The organism is Arthrobacter sp. P1_A5 (genome assembly GCF_056406825.1).
The window spans coordinates 1-19,075 of sequence record NZ_JBFTZL010000031.1; the positions used below are offsets into that span (position 1 = coordinate 1).

The 19,075-nt window shown below is 67.2% G+C and carries 17 protein-coding genes; 5 read left to right on the plus strand and 12 right to left on the minus strand.

The window, feature by feature from the left end; genetic code table 11:
* Together AC1D1S_RS07400 and AC1D1S_RS07405 are read left to right on the plus strand one after the other, a co-directional pair.
* A partial coding sequence (locus tag AC1D1S_RS07400; protein ID WP_476994128.1) for a YdeI/OmpD-associated family protein occupies window positions 1-238 on the plus strand: 238 nt, incomplete at its 5' end.
* A gap of 79 nt (window positions 239-317) precedes the next feature.
* A complete protein-coding gene (locus AC1D1S_RS07405; protein ID WP_476943156.1) occupies window positions 318-1,100 on the plus strand; it encodes a phosphatase PAP2 family protein in 783 nt (260 codons plus the stop codon).
* Here the strand turns inward: AC1D1S_RS07405 and AC1D1S_RS07410 are convergent.
* From AC1D1S_RS07410 to AC1D1S_RS07430, 5 genes are all read right to left on the minus strand, one after another.
* Entirely contained in the window at window positions 1,053-2,981 is a 1,929-nt protein-coding gene (locus AC1D1S_RS07410) for a glycogen debranching N-terminal domain-containing protein (protein ID WP_476994129.1), read from the minus strand. The genes AC1D1S_RS07405 and AC1D1S_RS07410 overlap by 48 nt on opposite strands.
* A 164-nt stretch (window positions 2,982-3,145) precedes the next feature.
* A complete protein-coding gene (locus tag AC1D1S_RS07415; protein WP_243181509.1) occupies window positions 3,146-4,225 on the minus strand; it encodes a tartrate dehydrogenase in 1,080 nt (359 codons plus the stop codon).
* Window positions 4,226-4,260: 35 nt separating this feature from the next.
* Window positions 4,261-5,208 (minus strand): phosphoglycerate dehydrogenase, encoded by a 948-nt coding sequence (locus AC1D1S_RS07420; RefSeq protein ID WP_243181510.1) that lies wholly within the window; start codon window positions 5,206-5,208, stop codon window positions 4,261-4,263.
* Window positions 5,209-5,326: 118 nt separating this feature from the next.
* The gene (locus tag AC1D1S_RS07425; protein WP_476994130.1) at window positions 5,327-6,703 is read right to left on the minus strand and encodes a cation:dicarboxylate symporter family transporter; all 1,377 of its coding nucleotides are present in this window, start codon (window positions 6,701-6,703) and stop codon (window positions 5,327-5,329) included.
* A gap of 93 nt (window positions 6,704-6,796) precedes the next feature.
* Window positions 6,797-7,963 (minus strand): mandelate racemase/muconate lactonizing enzyme family protein, encoded by a 1,167-nt coding sequence (locus tag AC1D1S_RS07430; RefSeq protein WP_476946053.1) that lies wholly within the window; start codon window positions 7,961-7,963, stop codon window positions 6,797-6,799.
* A 237-nt stretch (window positions 7,964-8,200) separates the two neighbouring features.
* Between AC1D1S_RS07430 and AC1D1S_RS07435 the strand changes: the two genes are divergently transcribed.
* Window positions 8,201-8,902: a GntR family transcriptional regulator gene (locus AC1D1S_RS07435; protein ID WP_476946054.1), complete on the plus strand. Its 702-nt coding sequence runs from the start codon at window positions 8,201-8,203 to the stop codon at window positions 8,900-8,902.
* An 83-nt stretch (window positions 8,903-8,985) separates the two neighbouring features.
* Here AC1D1S_RS07435 and AC1D1S_RS07440 read toward each other — a convergent pair whose 3' ends face one another.
* The 6 genes from AC1D1S_RS07440 to AC1D1S_RS07465 form a co-directional block, all read right to left on the minus strand.
* A complete protein-coding gene (locus AC1D1S_RS07440) occupies window positions 8,986-9,222 on the minus strand; it encodes a DNA gyrase subunit A (RefSeq protein WP_476946055.1) in 237 nt (78 codons plus the stop codon).
* Between the two features lie 207 nt (window positions 9,223-9,429).
* Window positions 9,430-10,569, minus strand: coding sequence for an aminopeptidase P family protein (locus AC1D1S_RS07445; protein WP_243181515.1), 1,140 nt, complete (start codon window positions 10,567-10,569; stop codon window positions 9,430-9,432).
* 130 nt (window positions 10,570-10,699) lie between these two features.
* On the minus strand, window positions 10,700-11,884 hold the full coding sequence (locus AC1D1S_RS07450) for an ABC transporter ATP-binding protein (protein ID WP_243181516.1): 1,185 nt from the start codon (window positions 11,882-11,884) through the stop codon (window positions 10,700-10,702).
* Window positions 11,881-13,380, minus strand: a complete 1,500-nt coding sequence (locus AC1D1S_RS07455) for an ABC transporter permease (RefSeq protein ID WP_476994131.1) — start codon at window positions 13,378-13,380, stop codon at window positions 11,881-11,883. Before AC1D1S_RS07455 ends, AC1D1S_RS07450 begins: the two co-directional genes overlap by 4 nt.
* 110 nt (window positions 13,381-13,490) lie before the next feature.
* Complete coding sequence (locus AC1D1S_RS07460) at window positions 13,491-14,546, minus strand: iron ABC transporter substrate-binding protein (protein WP_476994132.1); 1,056 nt, start codon at window positions 14,544-14,546, stop codon at window positions 13,491-13,493.
* Between the two features lie 153 nt (window positions 14,547-14,699).
* On the minus strand, window positions 14,700-15,917 hold the full coding sequence (locus tag AC1D1S_RS07465) for a glycoside hydrolase family 76 protein (protein ID WP_476994133.1): 1,218 nt from the start codon (window positions 15,915-15,917) through the stop codon (window positions 14,700-14,702).
* 194 nt (window positions 15,918-16,111) lie between these two features.
* Between AC1D1S_RS07465 and AC1D1S_RS07470 the strand changes: the two genes are divergently transcribed.
* Together AC1D1S_RS07470 and AC1D1S_RS07475 are read left to right on the plus strand one after the other, a co-directional pair.
* Window positions 16,112-16,933: an SDR family NAD(P)-dependent oxidoreductase gene (locus AC1D1S_RS07470; protein ID WP_476994134.1), complete on the plus strand. Its 822-nt coding sequence runs from the start codon at window positions 16,112-16,114 to the stop codon at window positions 16,931-16,933.
* A complete protein-coding gene (locus AC1D1S_RS07475; protein ID WP_476943148.1) occupies window positions 16,930-18,132 on the plus strand; it encodes an acyl-CoA dehydrogenase family protein in 1,203 nt (400 codons plus the stop codon). The genes AC1D1S_RS07470 and AC1D1S_RS07475 overlap by 4 nt, the downstream gene beginning before the upstream one ends.
* A 45-nt stretch (window positions 18,133-18,177) precedes the next feature.
* Here AC1D1S_RS07475 and AC1D1S_RS07480 read toward each other — a convergent pair whose 3' ends face one another.
* Window positions 18,178-19,056: a DUF1684 domain-containing protein gene (locus AC1D1S_RS07480; protein ID WP_476946059.1), complete on the minus strand. Its 879-nt coding sequence runs from the start codon at window positions 19,054-19,056 to the stop codon at window positions 18,178-18,180.
* Window positions 19,057-19,075: the final 19 nt, after the last annotated feature.

Here is a 19,075-nt window from a genome sequence, read left to right on the forward strand (position 1 = left end):
CTATTCGGGCGCGGCGACGGCGGAGGTCCCGGATGACCTCGCCGCCGCCATCGCGGCGGACCCGCGGGCGCAGGCGATGTTCGAGGTCCTGACGTCCGTGAACCGGTATGCCCTGATCTACCGCACCAACTCGGTCAAGCAGGCCTCCACCCGGGAGAGGAAGATCGCCGGGTTCGTGGAGATGCTGGCCAGGTTCGACACGCCGTACCCGCAGACCAGGCGGCCCCCGGAACCGTAGCGCTCGCCCGCGGCGCATCCCAGAGAATTCCCAGCGGCCTTGCTGGCTGCAGGGAGTTGCCTCTGGCAGGATTGGGCGAATGCTCCTTGCCCAGCGTGCCCCGCGACCCCCTGCCCGCCTGCCGCTGCCGTCCCAACAACGGCTCTTCTTCGTGGCAGCGGGCCTGTTAATTGCGGGTGAGACGATCTTCTGGACCGTGCTCGCCGCCGTGCAGTCGAACAGCGGCGTGGCTGACCTGGACGCGCCCGTGCACGACGGAATCGTGGCGTCCCGGACCCCCTTGGCCACCGCCATCCTGGCGGCCGTGACCACGGTGACGTCGCCGCTGTGGATGACGGTGATCGGCTGCGCCGTGGCACTGGCCTGGGCGGTCTTCAAGCGTGAAGTCTGGCGTCCAGCCCTGCTGGTCGGCGCTATGGCGGCCACCTTCGCGGTGTCCACGCTGGTGAAGCACGACGTCGGCCGGAGCCGGCCCGCCGCCAGCGGCTTCATGCTGGGACCCGACGACGCCCTGTCCTTTCCCTCCGGCCATACCTTCGGGGCCGGCGTCTTCCTGTGCGTCCTCAGTTACCTGCTGCTGGCGGCCCGCGGCACGCGGACGGGCAAACGGACGACGTCGGTGCTCGGCTTCGCGGCAGCGGCTGCCGGGACACTGGTGGTTGCCTTCAGCCGCCTGTACCTGGGGTATCACTGGCTGACGGACGTGCTCGCCTCCATGGGCCTGGCGCTCGCCGTTACCGGGATCGTTATCCTGGCCGACGGGCTGCGCGCCGCCGCGGCCCCGTCCGGGCATAGCCCAGTGGACGCGGGACTGTCAGAGTCCGACGCCCATCGCCTGGGCGATCACCACCGCCGAGGCTGAGGACCACGCCTGCGGGTGGCACGACGCCGGATACGGTACCGCGACGCTCGAGTCCTCGGCCCGCACCCCGGCGAACACCTCCGGCAACCGGTGCCCGAAGGAGGCCGCCGCCGCGATCAGGCCGTCGGCGAGGGTGCGTGCCTCTGCGACGAAACCGTCGGCTAGGAGGCCGCGGATCGCGATGGCGGTGTCGTGGCTCCAGACCGAGCCGCAGTGGTAGCTGAAGGGCCAAAACCCTGCGGCCCGCCGCGAAATCGTGTGCACGCCGTAGCCGGAGAACAGCTCGGGGCTCACCAGCCGGTCTGCGACGATCCGGGCTTCGGCCGCGTCCAGGATGCCCGTGCCCAGCAGATGTCCCATGTTTGAGCCCGGGATGTCCAACGGGACCCCGTGCCCGTCCAGGGCCATGGCCGGGAACGGCCCGCCGTCGTCCTCAACCCAGAAGCGCTCCCGGAACCTGATCCGGAGGGCCACGGCGAAGTCGCGCAGCGCCTGAGCGCCCGGTTCCCCGAACGCGTCGAACAGTTCCGCCGTCTCCATGGCTGCCTGGTACGCGTAGCCCTGCACCTCGGACAGGGCGATAGGCCCCTCGGCCTGCCGGCCGTCGCGGAACTGCATGGCGTCCCGGGAATCCTTCCAGCCCTGGTTGCTCAGGCCGTGGCCCGTGGAGTCACGGTAGCTGAGGAACCCGCCGTTGCCGGCTGCGCCGTCCGCTCCGGTGGAGCCGGCGGCGAGCAGCCACTCCGCGGCGCGAGCCGCGTTCGGCAGCAGCGACCGCACGGCGTCCTCGTCCCGGCCGGTGCGCCAGAGTTCACCGAGCAGGCAAAGCCATAACGGGGTGGAATCCACCGCCCCGAAGTACACCGGCGGCAGGCGCAGGTTCTGGCTCTCCAGCACCAGTTCCTTGGACCGCAGTTCGTGCAGGATCTTGCCGGGTTCCTCGGCGGCCGCCGCGTCCGTCCGGGTGCCCTGGAAAGCAGCCAGCGCGCGCAGAGTGCCCGCCGCCAGCCCGTTGTCCGTGCCGGTGTCCAGAGGCAGCAACAGCCGCGCAGCCCACAGCGAATCCCGTCCGAACAGCGTGAAGTACCAGGGCGCCMCGGCGGCGATGAACGGGGCGTCCGGCAGCTGGCGGGTGGCCAGGCGGAGCCCGGCCACGTCATCGAGGGAGTTATCCAGGAGCAGGCCCAGGGCCCCGGCCGGTCCGGTCCGCGGCGACCTGGCCGCGGGCGGGCGGGCAGCCACCACGGCGTCATCATGGTCGGTGAGGACGGCCTGCCATTCGGCCTCGAACGGCCGGCCCCGGCCCAGGGTTCCGCGCCAGGCGAGGTGGCCTTCCGGGGTGACGGCGCCCGGGGCCGCGACCGCCAGGGTCTTGCCACCCTCCTGCCAGCGCAGCGTGGACTCATCGGCAGAGACCGGCGCGGACGGGTCACGGAAGCGGCTKAGGCGGATCTGGGCCATGTCGGTGAAGTCGGCCGCGAGGGCTACGTCGATTTCGACGTCGAGGGAATCCAGCGAGGTGCGCAGCTGCAGGGTGTGCCGCACCACGCCCGRCGTCACCGTCCAGGTCTGGAGGAGCTCGACGGCGGGATCCTCCGTGGGTCCCGGGATGCCCCGGACCAGGCCCCGGACGCGCAGGACGCCGCCGGGCTCCGTCTCGACGGTGGCCGGTTCGGGTTCCAGGCCGTTGACGCGCACCAGCGCCCGGCAGAGCATCCGGGTGTCGCCGTGGAGCAGCCCGGTGAAGCCGGCCGGATCAGCGGAGTCACCGGCTCCGGGCGGTTTGACCTCCCCGGCCAGGCGGCCTTCCGGATCGAGCCACAGCTGGGTGGGGGCGGCAACGGAGCAGTGTTGGCGGTGCAGGCCTGGCTGAACAGTCATCCGCCTACCCTATGCCGGGCACTGGGCGGTCTCAATGCGCCACAGCCCGCTGCCGACCGCCTAACAGGTCATGGCGTCGGCCGCCGGCCGCCGGAAGGTCCGCCGGCTGATATCGATCCGCTCTCCGAAGGATGCCTGCCGGGTGCCGGGTCCGGTTGACGGGGTCATGGTGCGGTCAGGGCTGATGCCACCGCTGTGCCCAGTTCTTCTGTGGTGGCGTTGCCGCCCATGTCGGGTGTGAGGGCTTGTTGCCCGCGGGCGAGCACGGTTTCCATAGCGGTGGTGATGGCGGCCGCAGCTTCGGGTTCTCCCAGGTGTTCGAGCATCATGGCGGCGCACCAGATTTGCCCGATGGGGTTGGCGATGCCCTTGCCGGCGATATCCGGGGCGGAGCCGTGGACGGGCTCGAAGAGGCTGGGGAACTTGCGTTCGGGATTGATGTTGCCGCTGGGGGCGATGCCGATGGTTCCGGTGCAGGCCGGTCCGAGGTCGGAGAGGATATCGCCGAAGAGGTTGCTGGCGACGACGACGTCGAACCAGTCAGGGTGCATGACAAAGTTAGCGGCCAGGATGTCGATGTGGTACTTGTCCACCTTGATCCCTGGGTACGCGGCGGACATGGCCTGCACCCGTTCGTCCCAGTAGGGCATGGTGATGGAGATGCCGTTGCTCTTCGTGGCGGAAGTGAGGTGCTTTTTGGGCCGGCTCTGGGACAGATCGAAGGCGTACTTCAGGATCCGGTCCACGCCGGTGCGGGTCATGACGGTTTCCTGGACCACCGTTTCGCGGTCGGTGCCTTCGAAGATCTTCCCGCCGATGCTGGAGTATTCGCCTTCGGTATTTTCGCGCACGACGTAGAAGTCGACATCGCCCGGAACCCTCCCGACCAAAGGGCTGGGCACGCCGGGCAGAAGCTTGACCGGGCGCAGGCTGACGTACTGGTCGAAGTGGCGGCGGAACTGCAGGAGGCTGCCCCACAGTGAAACGTGGTCGGGGACGACGTCAGGCCACCCGACAGCGCCGAAGAAGATGGAATCGAACTGGTTCAGTTCCTCGAACCATCCGTCGGGCAGCATTTTCCCGTGCCGGGTGTAGTAGTCAGCCGAGGCGTAGTCGAATTGTTCATAGGTGAGGTTCAGGTCGAACGCTGAGCCGGCGGCGTCCAAGACGCGCAGTCCTTCGGGCACGACTTCGGTGCCGATTCCGTCGCCTGGAATGACTGCGATGCGGTGGTGTTTCGACATCAGGATCCTTCTTTGTCGTTGTTAGGTATTCGGGGTTAGCGGTCCACCGGGTGTGCCGGTTCGCGGTTTTCGAGGACGTCAATGACGGCGTGCGCGGCTGCCAGCCCGGCCCGTGTCCGTGCCTCGATCGTTTGTCCGGCGAGGTGGGAGGTGATGAGCACGTTGTTCAGGCCCCGAAGGGGGCTGTCGCCGTTCAGGGGTTCGCTCTCGAGCACGTCCAGCGCGGCACCGGCGATGGTGCCGTCGTAAAGTGCCTTGGCCAGGGCCTCTTCATCCACGAGTGAGCCGCGGGCCGTGTTGATGAGGACGGCGGTGGGTTTCATCGCCTGCAACCGGGGCGCGTCGATGAGTTTGCCTGTGCTCTGGCCTCCGCGGGTGTGCAGGGAGAGGTAGTCGGCGTCGCGGATGACGGCGTCGAGATCGGTGAACTGGACCGCGGTGTTATCGCGGTCGGGGTGGGCGGTGCTGACCAGGACGGTCATGCCGAGGGCGACAGCAAGGTTCGCGGTCGCGCGACCGCCGGGGCCGTAGCCGATGATGCCCAGGGTGGAACCGTGCAGTTCGTGGCCGGCTTCCCGTGGCCAGTGGCCTTGACGTACGGCGGCGGTGACCTCCACGAGGCGGCGTGCGGCCATGATGATCAGCCCGATGGTCAGTTCGGCGACCGAGTGGTGGTTTGTTCCGGGGGCGTTGCAGACCCTGATCCCTCGCGCCGCGGCGGCTTCGACGTCGATTGAGTCATACCCCACGCCGCTGCGCGCGATGACTTGCAGAGCGCCAGCGCCGGTGAGCATGTCGGCCGTGACCGTTTCGCTGGCGAGGATCGCGCCGGACATGCCATCGAACAACGAGCAGCGTTCCTCAAGGGTCCGCGGCCCCCGGGCTGGCGAGTAGACCGGTTCCAGACCGCGTTCCCGGAGGAGCTGGTCAACGGTGTCTCCGGGGTGGAGGTAGTCGGTGGTGATCAGGATGCGTGGAGCCATGGTGCCGGTGGGTCCTCTCTTTGCTCGATCGGATGCGCGGCCGTCGGTGGCGGTGGCTTCCGGTCTACGCGGGCCAGGGCCGCCGCGGCTTGTGCGGCGGCCCTGGGGATCTTTGGTGTTAGTGGACCTCGATCTTTTCTGCTTCCACTTCGGTCGGTGTGTTTGACTCGATCTCGTTCTTTTTCTGGCCTGAGGCGTGCAGGGCTTTGCGGGCTTGTTCCGGGTCGAAGTCCTTTTCCCATTTGCCGACGACCACTGCTGCCATCGCGTTGCCGAGGACGTTGATGAAGACGCGCCCTTCGTTCAGGAGCCGGTCGATGCCGACGATGAGTGCGAGGGCGGCCAGCGGGATGCCGCCCACGGAGCTCAAGGTGCTGGCCAGGACGATGAATGYGCCGCCGGCGATGCCCGCAGTGCCTTTGCTGGTGAGCATCATGACGCCGACCATGACGAGCTGCTGTTCCCAGGACAGGTCCATGCCGACAGCCTGGGCCAGGAACACGGAGGCCATGGTCAGGTAGACGGCGGATCCGTCGAGGTTGAAGGAGAACCCGGACGGGATCACGATGCCCACAGTCGACTTGCCGACGCCCATATTTTCGAGCTTCTTGATCAGCTGCGGGAGGACTGCTTCGCTGGAGCAGGTACTCAGGGCGATCAGCAGTTCGGCCTTGAGGTAGCGCATCACCGTGAAGATGTTCAGTCCGCAGGCACGGGCGATAGCGCCCAGGACCACGACGACGTACACGATGCAGGTTCCGGTGAACAGCAGGACGAGGTAGCCCAGCTGCTGGAGGCTGGCTGTGCCGTAGTTGGCCACGACGGCCGCGAGTGCGCCGAACGTGCCGATGGGGGCAAGGCGCATGACCCAGCTGACGATTTTGAAGATAACAACGGACAGGGCCTGGATGCCCTTGGTGAGGAACGCGCCGGATTCTCCGGAGACGTTCAGGGCGGCACCGAACACGATGGAGACCATCAGCGCGGCGATGATGGTGTGGCCGGTCAGGGCCCCGAACAGTGATTCCGGGATGATGTTGCTGACGAATTCGAGACCATCGAAGCCTTTGTTGGCGGCCGCCGGCACTTTGCTTGCGTCCAGTTTGGACGGATCGATGTTCATGCCCGTGCCGGGGTGGAAGACGTTGGCGACCATCAGGCCGATAAGCATCGACACTAGTGACAGGGCGATGAAGTAGCCCAGGGCCTTGACGCCGATGCGGCCGGCTTTGCGCAGGCTGTCCATCGAGGCGATGCCCAAGGACACCACGCAGAACACCACAGGTATGACGATCATCTTCACCAAGGCGATGAACCAGTCACTGAGCGGGGTGAGCTGTTTGCCGACGGACGGCAGGAGCAGGCCGACGGCGATGCCCAGGACGGCGCCCAGGACGACTTGGAACCAGAGCTCGCGCAGCAGCCGGCCGAACCGGGATCGCTGCTTGGGCGGTTGGGCTGAGTGTTGCGGGTTCTGTATGGTGTGGGACGACATCGTGGGTGCTCCTTTGCACGTCAGACTGAGAAAATTGGGGAGGTGCGGTCCCGGGCAGTGGTGCTGCCCGGGACCGGGGCACTGCCGGATGGTTTAGTTGTGCAGTGCGCTCAGGACCTTGTAGAACTCAGCCTTGCCTTCGAGCCCGATGCCCGGCAGATCGCCCGGGGCCACGCGGCTGTTGACGATGACAGCATCGTCAGTGAAGCCGCCGGTGGGCTGGAACTCGCCCGGGTAGGATTCGTTGCCGCCGAGCTTGAGGGCTGCGGCAATATGCAGGGAGAACTGGTGTCCGCCGTGAGGGATGCAGCGGCGTGAGGACCAGCCGTGCTGGGCGAGCATGTCCTGGATCCGGCGGTATTCGGTCAGGCCGTAGCTCAGGGCCGGGTCGACCTGGATGAAGTCGCGGTCCGGGCGCATGCCGCCGTAGCGGACCAGGTTCCGTGCGTCCTGGAGGGAGAACAGGTTCTCTCCGGTGGCGATCGGGTTCTTGTAGTGCTCAGAGAGGGTGGCGTTCAGGGCGTAGTCCAGCGGGTCGCCGACTTCCTCGTACCAGAACAGCCCGTACTGGTCGATGGCTTTGCCGTATTCCAGCGCGGTCTCGAGGTCGAACTTGCCGTTGACGTCCACCATGAGGCGGGAAGCGTCGCCGTCGAGGACCTCGATCACGGCTTCGATGCGGCGAAGGTCTTCGGAGAGGTCGGTGCCGCCGATCTTCATCTTGACCACGTTGTAGCCCTTGGCGAGGAAGCCGCGCATTTCGTTCTGCAGGTCCTCGAGGCTCTTGCCGGGTGCGTAGTAGCCGCCGGCTGCGTAGACGAAGACGTCCTTGTCCGGGTTTCCGTCGCCGTAGTGGTCTGAGATCCACCGGTAGAGCGGGACGCCAGCGATCTTCGCGGCGAGGTCGTGCAGGGCCATATCGGCGACGCCGACGGCGACTGAGCGTTCGCCGTGTCCGCCGGGCTTTTCGTTGGACATCATCAGGTCCCACGCCTTTTCCGGCGAGAGCTGGCCGTCCTCATCGAGAAGGTCTTCGGACGGGGCATCCATGATGCGCGGAAGAATGCGGTCTTTCAGGATGCCTGTCGCGTTGTAGCGGCCGTTGGAGTTGAAGCCATAGCCAACCAGGGGCTTGCCGTCGACGAAGACATCGGAGACGAGGGCGATGATCGTGCAGTCCATCTTGGTGAAGTCAATGAAGGCGTTCCGGATCGAGGAACTGATGGGAATGGTGCCGACGTGGGCGGAAACGATTTTCATCTTTGAATCTCTCCTGAGTGGGAATCTTATTTCTTATAAGACCTGCATCGAGACTGACCCCAAGCGATGAAGGACATCAGCCCCTCGAGCGAATATCTTATAAGACCTTGGATCAAAGGCTAGCCCAGGGGTGACGGGGGGCACAAGCCTTCCCGTGGAATTTCTTATAAGATGTTTTCAAGGAACTACACTGTGAGCAGCGGGGGCCACACCTCGGTAAGAGATTCGGAGCGGCAGATGAGCACCACGAACGTCTTTTCCAGTAAGGGCAGTCTCGCGTACAACGAACTCCGCCAGCTGATCCTCTCCGGTGGCCTTGCCCCCGGCTCGCGCATCTCCCAGTACGAGCTGGCCGACAACATGCAAATGAGCATCACCCCCCTGCGGGAAGCGATCCGCCGGCTCTCAAGTGAGGGCCTGATCATCATGGACACCCACCGGGATTCCAGGGTGGCAACCATGAGCGCCTCCGAGGCACGGGAACTCCTTGAAGTCCGTCTCTCACTCGAACCATCGGCAACAGAACTGGCAGCCTCCCGCCGGACTGACGCCGATATAGCAGCAATGCGCGCAGCCGCCGGGAAGCTCCTGCCTGTCACGCGGGTCTGGGGCGAGGAAGCGATCACAGTTCACCGGGAATTCCACCGGGCCGTCTACGCCGCCTCGCACAACGACGTCATGATCAAGCTCCTTGATGACCTGTGGGACAAATCCGACCGCTACCGCCGCGTCGGTCTCGAACTCCCCTCCGGGGATGAGCCCCGCACGATCGACCTGAACCAGCACCACCAGATCCTTGAGCTCGTCATTGCCGGGGATGGCGCCGGTGCGGCCGAACTCGCCCGCACCCACATCGCCAACAGCCTGACAGCCTCAGTAACCGGAGCCCTGGAGGAACGCGAGAACGTCCAATCGACGCCCCTGGAGAAAACCGCCTAGTATCCGCCGGCTTCCCTCCGGTCGTCAGGAGCCGTCCGCGGGCGGGTCATATGGGAATCAGAGAGCCCCTGCATAACGGCTTTCTATGGTTGCCCGCCAGACGACAGGCTCGATCTGATTTCTTCCGCGTGAGCAGCAATAATCCGGCGCCGTTCGCGAGTGAACCCTTTGACTTGCATGTCCAGGATTACCCGGCAGGACAATTCATCCAGCTCCAACAGTTCCATCAGACGACGGATCGCTTCGTCTAGGTCCTCTGAATCCTCGACCACGTGGAAGACATCCTCCCGCCGACCCATCGCCGTCACGAGGGCGTCCACGACTCTCAGAGTGTCCTCAGCACGCCTCCGCTGCTCCGCATTCATGGTGCGATTCTTCCATGCACGACTATTGCCGGAGGAGGGGACCGCCGAGGGCGGCGCCGAGCACATGATGTGCATGGGAGACGCCGTCATCTACTTCGCAATCACCGCAGGTGAAGCGATCCCGTTCCGAGGCCACGTCAGATCGTGGACCAGGTCGGCTACCTAGTGGACGATTCTCATCTCGTGCGAGGTCTGATTGAGTCGCCGTCCGCCGTCGGGAACGACCGTCACAATGTCCTCGATCCGTACGCCGAACCTGCCCGGCAGGTAGATTCCGGGTTCGATCGAGAAGCACATGCCGGGCTGGAGGATCTGGGTTTCGCCCTCCACCATGTACGGCGGCTCGTGAGTCGTCAGCCCGATTCCGTGCCCGACGCGGTGAATGAAGTAGTCGCCGTAGCCGGCTTCAGTGATCACCGCCCGGGCCACGCGATCAATTTCCTGGCACTCGACGCCTGGCCGCACGGCCTCGAACCCGGCCTGCTGCGCGAGTCTGACGACGTCGTGAACCTCGCGCTCCTCAGCGGTGGGCTCGCCGACGTGCACGGTCCGCGTCGTGTCTGATCCGTAGCCGTGTTTGAGGCCGCCGAAGTCGAGCACCACCATGTCTCCGTCCTCGATGATCCGCGGGCCGATCTCGTGGTGAGGGTTGGCTCCATTCGGACCCGAACCGACGACGGTGAAGTCCACCTGCGAATGACCGAACTGGCGAAGCAGGTCGGCGAGATCAGAACCGACGTCGGTCTCGCTGCGCCCAGCGAACCGCACGGTGACGATCTCCTCGTACGCCTGGTCCGCGGCCGCGCCGGCCGCCGCCAGCCGCTCGATCTCGTCGTCATCCTTGATCGCCCGAAGCATCGGCAGGGCGGTCGTCATCGAGACGTAGGACGACTTGGGCAGTCGATCCTGCAGGCCGAGGAGGTGCATGGCCCAGGCCGAGTCAGAGACGGCATAACGTCCGGTGCCGGCCATCAGCGTGGCAGATTCCGTGTAGGGGTCGCTCCCGTCAGTCCAGTCGGTGATCCGCAGATTCGAGGCGCCGGCGGCCGCTTCCGCGTCGGGCCTCTCGAGCCTCGGAACGATCATGGCGGGCTCCGCGTCGACGGGGATCACGAGCATGGTGATGCGTTCAGTGATGGCCACGGGTGCATACCCGGTGAGGTACAGCAGGTCCGGTCCGGGAGTGACCAGGATGCCGTCGAGCCCGGCATCCTGGGCGGCGTGGGCTGCTCGCCGCAACCGCTCGGCGAAGTCATCGGCGGTGAACGGAGCCGGCTCGGAAAGGCCGCGATGATCACTCATGGTTCGCATTCTCGTGCGCGGGGCATCCCTGGTCAACCCATCGCCCGGACAGCCGCTGCAGTCACTCTGGAATCACCCGTCGCGGGTGAGCCTTCGGGGCACAGTGGCTTCAGGACGCCGAATCTCGACGTTAGGGCTGCTCATCCATCGGAAAGGCGACGGCCTCGCCCACCACGCGAAGCCGCAGCTCCGTGCCGGGGCGGGCGATCGAGGCGTTCCAGTGCCGGATCGTGATGATTTCCCCGCCGCCGGGGTAGCGGTGGTCCGGGATGGCGCCGGCGGCAAGGACCGGCGGGACGGGGAGTTGGAGCCGCACTGTGGTTTCGGGGCCGAAGTAGTCCGTGTCCACCACCGTGCCGCGGATGGGGCCGTCCTCGGAAATGCGGATCTGCTCGGGCCGCAGCATCAGCTGGACCCGGCCCTGGGCCGGCGGGCGGCGCACGGGGATCCCGCCGAGCGAACACGTGGCCAGGGAGCCTTCCATCCAGGCATCCAGGATCACGGCGTCGCCCAGGAACTCGGCGGTGGCGCGGTCAGCCGGGCGCGTGTAGACGACGAACGGGTTGCCGATCTGGGCCAGCTTGCCGCCGCGCATCACGGCCACCTGGTCGGCGAAGGACAGCGCCTCGGCCTGGTCATGCGTGACGAGGATCGTGGTGACGCCGGCGTCCTTCAGGACCTGGGCCACGGCGCGGCGGGTGGCCACCCGCAGGCCGGCGTCCAGGGCGGAGAAGGGCTCGTCCAGCAGCATGAGCGCGGGCTTGCGGGCCAGCGCCCGGGCCAGGGCAACCCGCTGCTGCTGGCCGCCGGAGAGCTGGTGCGGGCGGCGCTTGGCCATGGCCGGGTCCAGGGAGACCATTTCCAGCAGCTCGCCCACCCGCGACTTGACGCCGCGGCGCCCGCCGGGCAGTTGGGTGGCGTCCAGGCCGAAGGAGATGTTCTGCCCGACCGTCAGGTGCGGGAACAGGGCGCCGTCCTGGGCGACGTAGCCGACGTGCCGCTTGTGGGCGGGGACCCAGGCGTTCTCCCCGGCCACCTTGCTCCCGTTGAGCGAGATGCTGCCGGTGTCCGGGTGCTCGAAGCCGGCAATCAGGCGAAGGAGCGTGGTCTTGCCGGAGCCGGAGGGTCCCACGATCGCCGTCGTTCCGCCCTTGGCGACGGAGAGGTTGACGCCTTTGAGGACGGCCTGGGGCCCAAAGTTCTTGGTGACCGCGTCGATTTCCAGGTGGCTGTTGGTGCTGGTGGCCACGGAAGCCGCGACCCGCGGCTCGGGGAGGCGCGAGGGGGCCTCACGCGACGGGTAAACATCGGTCACTGTCCGGCTACTTTCTTGGACTGCTGGAAGAGGAGATAGGTCATGGGCGCGGAGATCAGGATCATCAGCAGCGCATAGGGGGCGGCGCCAGCGTAGTCGATCTCGCTGCTCTTGCTCCAGAACTCGGTGGCGAGGGTGCGGGTCCCGTTGGGCGAGAGCAGGAGGGTGGCGGTGAGCTCGTTGACAATCCCCAGGAACACCAGGGCGGCGCCGCCAGCCGCGGCGGGGGCCGTGAGCCGCAGCGTCACGCGCAGGAAGGCCAGCAGCGGCGGCTTGCCGAGCACCTGGGCGGCCTCGTCGAGTTCCTTCGGTGCCTGGGACAGCCCCGAGCKGATGTTCACGAGGGCCCGGGGGAGGAACAGCAGCACGTAGGCCGCGATGAGCAGCGCTGAGGTCTGGTACATGCTGGGAACCATCCGGATGCTCACGGTCACGAAGGCCAGGCCCACCACAATCCCGGGCATGGAGCTGGTGATGTAGTTGGACAGCTCCAGGGACTTGCTGAACCAGCCGGGACGCCGCACGGCCAGGTACGCCATGGGGAACGCGACCACGGTGGTGGCGACGGCCGCCGCGAGGCCGTAGGCCAAGGTCTGCAGGAGGGCCGGCATGAATTCCTCGGCAGCCCAGATTTCCGGGCCGCCGGCGACGATCCAGCGCAGCACAAACGTCAGCGGCAGCCCGAACGCCAGCCCGGTGAGGGCGATCAGGGACAGCTGGGCGGGGAGCTGGTAGGCGTGCAGGGGCAGGCGCAAGGCGCGCGCCTGGGCTCCGGAGCCGATCCTGGCGTACCGGGCGCTGCCGCGGCTGCGGACCTCCACGAGCAGCAGGATGAGGCAGAGGAACACCAGGACGCTGGCCAGCATGTTCCCGGCGGTGCCATTGAACGTGGACTGGTACTGGACCATGATCGCGGTGGTGAAGGTGTCGAAGCGGATCATCGCGAAGGCCCCGTATTCGGCCAGCAGGTGCAGCGCGACCAGCAGCCCGCCGCCGGTCATGGCGATGCGCAGCTGCGGGAGCACCACGCGGAAGAACGCGCGCCAGGCGCCGAGGCCGAGGGAGGCGGCGGACTGTTCGATCGCCGGGTCCAGGCGGCTGAGCGTCGCGGCGGCCGGGATGTACACGAGCGGGAAATAGGACAGGGTGGCGATCAGGACCCCGGACCACAGCCCGCCAAGGGACGGCACCGCGGAAACCCATGCGTAGCTGTTGACGAAGGCGGGGATGGCCAGCGGGGCGGCGAGCAGCACGGCCCACCACTTGCGGCCCACAAGGGACGTGCGTTCGACGAGCCAGGCGCCGCCGACGCCCAGGACGAGGCACAGCGGCACCGTCACCACGGTCAGCAGCACCGTGTTCAGCAGGAGTTCGCCCACGCGCGGGCGGAAGATCAGGGCCATTGCAGTGTCCCAGCCGGTGGAGGCTGTCATGAAGACCACGTAGGCCAGGGGCACCAGGGAAAACAGGGCGATGAGGACCGCGATGATGGACACGACAGAGACGCCGAAAGGCGGGCGGGGGCGTTTACCCCTGCCCGCCGTCGTCGTGTCGGTCGTCAAATCCCCAGAGGGACCGGGGACCGCCAGCTTGTTTGTCACTGCGGCTACAGCAGTCCTGCCTGGGTCATCAGCTCGGTGACCTTGGCGGAATTGAGTTTGGCGGGATCCACGGTGGGGGCCTGCAACTCCTTGAGCGGAACCAGCTTGTCGTTGGACGGGACGTCCGAGCCGACAGCGTATTCGAAGGAGGTGCCCTTCTGGAGCACTTCCTGGCCCTTCTTGCCGGTGATGAACTTCAGGAAGGACTGGGCCGCTGCGGCGTTCTTGGAAGACTTCAGCACGCCGCCGCCGGAGATGGAGACGAAGGCGCCCGGGTCCTGGTTCTTGAAGTAGAACGGCGTGACGTTGTTGGAGTTCTCGCCGGTCTTGGCCTGGTCGCCGTAGTAGTAGTAGTGGTAGATCAGGGCGGAGTCGACTTCGCCGGCGTTGACGGCCTTCATGGCCGTGCTGTTGCCCTTGTACGGCTTGGAGTTTTCCTTCATGCCCTTGAGCCAGGCCTCAGTGGCGGCTTCGCCCTTGAGTTCCAGCAGGGCCGAGACGATCGCCTGGAAGTCGGCGCCCGACGGCGAGGCAGCCCACTTGCCCTTCCACTCGGGGTTGGCCAGGTCCAGCATGGACTTGGGCAGCTTGTCGGCGCTGATCTTGTTCTTGTCGTAGACCAGCACGGTGGAGCGGGCCGCGATGCCGGTCCACTTGTTGGTGGAGGGGCGGAATTCGGCGGGGACCTGGTCCACGGTGGCCTTGTCCACATCCGCGAAGAGGCCGGCGTTTTCCACCTGGGCCATGGCGGGGGAGTTCTCGGTGAGGAAGACGTCCGCCGGTGAGGCCTGGCCTTCCTGCACGATCTGGTTGGACATCTCGGTGTCGTCGCCCTGGCGCACGGTCACCTTGATGCCGGTCTCGGCGGTGAAGGCGTCGATCCACTCTTTGGTCAGGGATTCGTGCTGGGCGTTATAGACCGTGATCTCACCGGCGGAGGAACCGTTGGCGGCGGCGCTGCTGCCGGCCGTGGCGGAGGAACCGGAGCCGCAGGCGGCCAGGCCCAGGGCGGCAGTGGCGGCCAGGGCGATGCCCGCCAGCGCGTTGGTGCGGATCTTCATGGGGCTACTTTCTACAAGGAAGTCGTCGTAGTGCCCTGCCCCCCGTGAGCGGGGAAGTTAGGGCATGCTCACTAAGAAAGACTGTAGGTTAGCCAAACCTAAGCGACCAACCTGAGGCTGGTTTAAGTGATGAGGATCACATCAATTACGATACTATTGCGTGACGTAATTGTCGCCGGGTTGTGGGGCCGGCGCCTGCGCGATCGAGGCGGCCGCCTCCAGCACCATCCAGGCCTGCAGCTGCGTGGAGAGTTCGACGGCGGCCCCTTCCGGGTAGCTGCGGCGTGCCGGCGCGTCGGTGCGGTCGGAGAAGACCAGATGGCTGCCGCGGCGCGCGAGGCGGTCGTGCGGAGGGAGGATCCGGCGGCCCTCCCAGAGGGCCTCGGCCGTATCGTTCACAAGCGCCGCCGCCGTGGCCCGGGTTTCGGCCGGGAGGCGTTCGTCGACGGCGGCGAGGGCCAGGTAGCGGACGAGGATCCCCGTGAAGAGCCCGCCGTCGCCCGTCCCCTCGCAGCGCAGCACCGCGGCGGTGCGGCCCAGCAGCGGGGCCGGCTGCGTGAGGTTGCCCGCCACGGCGTCCACCAATGCGGCCGCTCGCCCGAGGTTGGGCTCGCCCCCGAGTTCCAGCAGGGCGCCGAGGACGGGCCCCTGGTTGTAGGTGTAGATGGTCTCTTCCAGCACCGCTTCGCCCGTTCCGGAAATCCGGAGGCCGTCACGGTACAGGCCCTGGCCGGGCTCGTACAGCCTGGCATCCAGCCAGTCCAGCAGGGACTGCGCCTTGGTCCGGTTGCCGGTCCGCGCGTAATAGAGGGCCACGGGGGCGGTGGCGGGGGTGTTCTTGAAGTCGCGCTTCGTGCTCCAGAACGTACCGCCGCCCAGGTCGTCCGTGGACGCGGAGTCGAACTGCAGGGTCAGGCTTTGCAGGACCTTGGCGTTGCGCTCCCGGCCGGTGTGTTTGCGGGTGTCCTCGGCGAGCTTGTCCAGCCGGAGCGTGGCAAGGGCCAGCCAGGCCATGTCGTCGTAGTAGTTGTTGACCACCGTGAGGAAATTGCGCAGCCGGATGCCCGTGACGAGCCGGGAGGCGAGCCGGCCGGCGCTGGGCCGGTTCTCGCCGTCGAACTTGGTTCCAGGATTCCCGGGGGACCCCAGTTCCCGGCGGCCGGCATCCACGAGGCAGTCCAGGTAGTGCGCCTGCCACCAGTAGTGCCAGGGCCGGGACAGGTTCTTCAGCCGGCCCGAGGGCCGGAGGATCGCGGCGATGTGGGTCCCGGGGAGGAAGAAGAGCCGCTGCCCGAAGAGCCTGGTCACTGAGCGGGCGGCCTCGTCCGCGCGGAAGGACCAGTTGGGGGCGGAGGCGTCGGCTCGGGTCATGGCTCAAGCGTAATCGCGGGAGCCCGTCCGGACCGCGACCGTGACCGCGCCCTCGGCGTGTGCGGCCCAAAGGTGCGCATTGGCCGCATTCCAGTTAACATTCACTAACTAATGTTCCCCGCGGGCCGCCTCTGCAGGCGCCGCCCGCGTCGAGGCTTCGCCGCCGGGGTTCGGTTCCACATCAAGGAGGATGGATGGACATCAAGGGTACTGTCGCGCTGATCACGGGCGGGGCCTCCGGTCTCGGAGCGGCCACGGCCAGGCGCCTGTTCGACGCCGGCGCCTCGGTGGTCCTCGTGGACCTGCCGGGTTCCGCCGGGGACGCCTTTGCCGCCGAACTGGCCGCATCCGCCGCTGCCGGCGCCGGAGACGCTGCTGCCGGAGGCGGCCGCAGGGCCGTCTTTGTCCCGGCCGACGTCACGGACGAGGCGCAGGTGCAGGCCGCCGTCGACGCCGCCTCAGCCCTCGGCCCGCTGCGCATCGTGGTCAACTGCGCGGGGATCGCCACCCCCGGCAAGGTCCTGGGCCGCGACGGCGTCCTTCCGCTGGAGGCCTTCAACCGCGTCATCCAGGTCAACCTCGTGGGCACCTTCAACGTGATCCGCCTCGCCGCGGCCGCCATGGCAGCCACCGAGCCCGCCGCCACGGAACTCGGCGGCCCCGAACGTGGCGTCATCATCAACACCGCCTCCGTTGCCGCGTTCGACGGGCAGATCGGCCAGCCCGCCTACGCCGCCTCCAAGGGTGCCGTCGCCGCCATGACGCTGCCGATTGCCCGCGAACTCGCGCGCTCGCTGATCCGGGTGGTCACCATCGCGCCGGGCATCTTCGAGACTCCCATGATGGCCGGCCTGCCCCAGGAGGCGCAGGACTCCCTGGGCCAGCAGGTGCCGCACCCCTCGCGGCTGGGCCGGCCGGCCGAATACGCGAACCTCGCCGCGCACATTGTGGAGAACGCCATGCTCAACGGCGAGATAATCCGCCTCGACGGTGCCATCCGCATGGGCCCGAAATGACCGGGTCTGAGATGGCCGGGACTGTGCTGCCCACGGCGGACTTCTTCGACTACGAAGCCCTGCTCAGCACGGCGGAGCGGGCCAAGCTGGCGCAGCTGCGCGAGTTCCTGGCCGCCGAGGTTGCCCCGTTCGCCACGGACTGGTGGAACAAGGCCGAATTCCCGGCCCACATCCTGCCCAAGCTGGCCGCCCTGGAGCTCAGCGCCCCGGCCCAGCGCGGCTACAGCAACCTGTTCGCCGGGATCGTCATCGCCGAGATGACCCGGGTGGACACCTCGCTCGCCACCTTCTTCCTGGTCCACCACGACCTCTTCGTGGAGTCGCTCTACGGCTTCGGCTCCGAGGAGCAGAAAGCGCGCCTGCTCGAGGACGCGGCAAGCCTGCGCACCACCGGTGCCTTTGCCCTCACGGAACCGGACCACGGCTCGGACGTTGCCGGCGGCATGGAAACCCGGGCCCGCCGGGTCCCCGGCGGCGCGGCCGGCGGCGGCGACGCCTGGGTGCTCAACGGCGCTAAGCGCTGGATCGGCAACGGGACGTTTTGCGACTACATGCTGGTCTGGGCCCGGGACGAGGCCGACGGCGGCATCCGCGGCTTCATCGTCGACGCCACCTTGCCGGGCGTGAGCCGGAGCCGGATCGAGAACAAGATTGCCCTGCGCACGGTGCAGAACGCGGACATCGTCTTCACCGACGTCCGGGTGGCCGAAACGGACCGCTTCGCCGGGATCAGCAGCTTCGAGGACACCAATGAGCTCCTGCGCGGTTCCCGGATCATGGTGGCCTGGCAGGGGGTGGGGCAGCAGCTCGCGGCGTTCGACGTCGCCCGGCAGTACGCCGTCGAACGCCAGCAGTTCGGCCGCCCGCTGGCGAAGTTCCAGCTGGTCCAGCAGCAGCTGGTCACCATGCTGGGCAACGCCGTGGCCAGCATGGGCATGATGGTCCGGATCGCCCAGTTGCAGGACGCCGGCGCCGGGGACATGCCGCAGGTGGCCCTCGCCAAGTCCTATGTCAGCGCCCGGATGCGCGAAACCGTCGCGATGGGCCGGTCCCTGCTGGGCGGCAACGGGATCGTCACCGACTACCGGATGGCCAAGATCTTCTCCGACGCCGAGGCGATCTACACCTACGAGGGCTCGTTCGAGATCAACACCCTGATCACGGGACGCGCCATCACCGGGGTGTCCGCGATCGTCTAGAAGACGGCTTTGACCGTTTAGACCGTTTAGACCGTTTAGACCCGTTCAGAAGAGGCCGGGTTCCTTCTCGCCGGCCTCAATCTTCACATCAAGGCTGTTGTTCCGCACCGGCATGGGGCAGGTGCCGTACGGGGTGAAGGCGCTCGGGTAGTTGATGGCCCGGTTAAAGTCCAGGACCACCGACCTATTTCCCAAGGAGTCGACGCGGGGCCTCGCGGTGGAGACCTTCCGCCACTCGTCAGTACTTTCCCCGTTGGTCTCGTCGTGGAACGTCACCGTCAGGGCGCCGAGCTTCTCCTCCTCGGCCTGCAGGTGGAACTCGTGGTCCGCGCCGGGAAGCCGGAAGACCAGCTCGCCGACCGAGCGGTGGACCCCGTCCACGAGCGGGTTGGCCGTGCCGATCGGGACATCCACAGGCTCGGGATAGGGCACGAACCTGGCCTCGATGACCAGGTCCGGGCGGAAGTCGAAGGTGGGCACGCCGTCGAACTCCGTGAACGCCGGCGACTGCGAGTCGCGCGTGCGGATGGCGTACTTGTCCGCCCGCATGGCGAGCTCCACCACCACCTGGCGGCCGTCGTCGCCGCCGTACTGGACCCACATCAGTGATTCCTCGTCGGCGAGCACGGCGCTGATGGTCCCGTCCACGGGTTCGCCGGTTTCGACGAGGGTCAGACCGTCGGACGCGGCGGCGGTGAGGAACGCCGCGGTGCCGTCTGTGGACCAGAGGCCGGGGGCGAGCTCGACGGCGGCCGGCTCGCCTTCCAGCCACTGGAAGGAGGTCAGCGTGAGCCAGCCGTGCTCGCTGGCGAGGGCCGTGTTGCGGCTGTTCCGGAAGCGTTGCCAGCGGGCCAGCTGCGGGTTCTGCACTGCATCAGGCGTGGGCTTCGAGCCAGTCCCGGTTTCAGGGTCAGGGGTGGTCATGGGCACCTCCAAGGGGGTT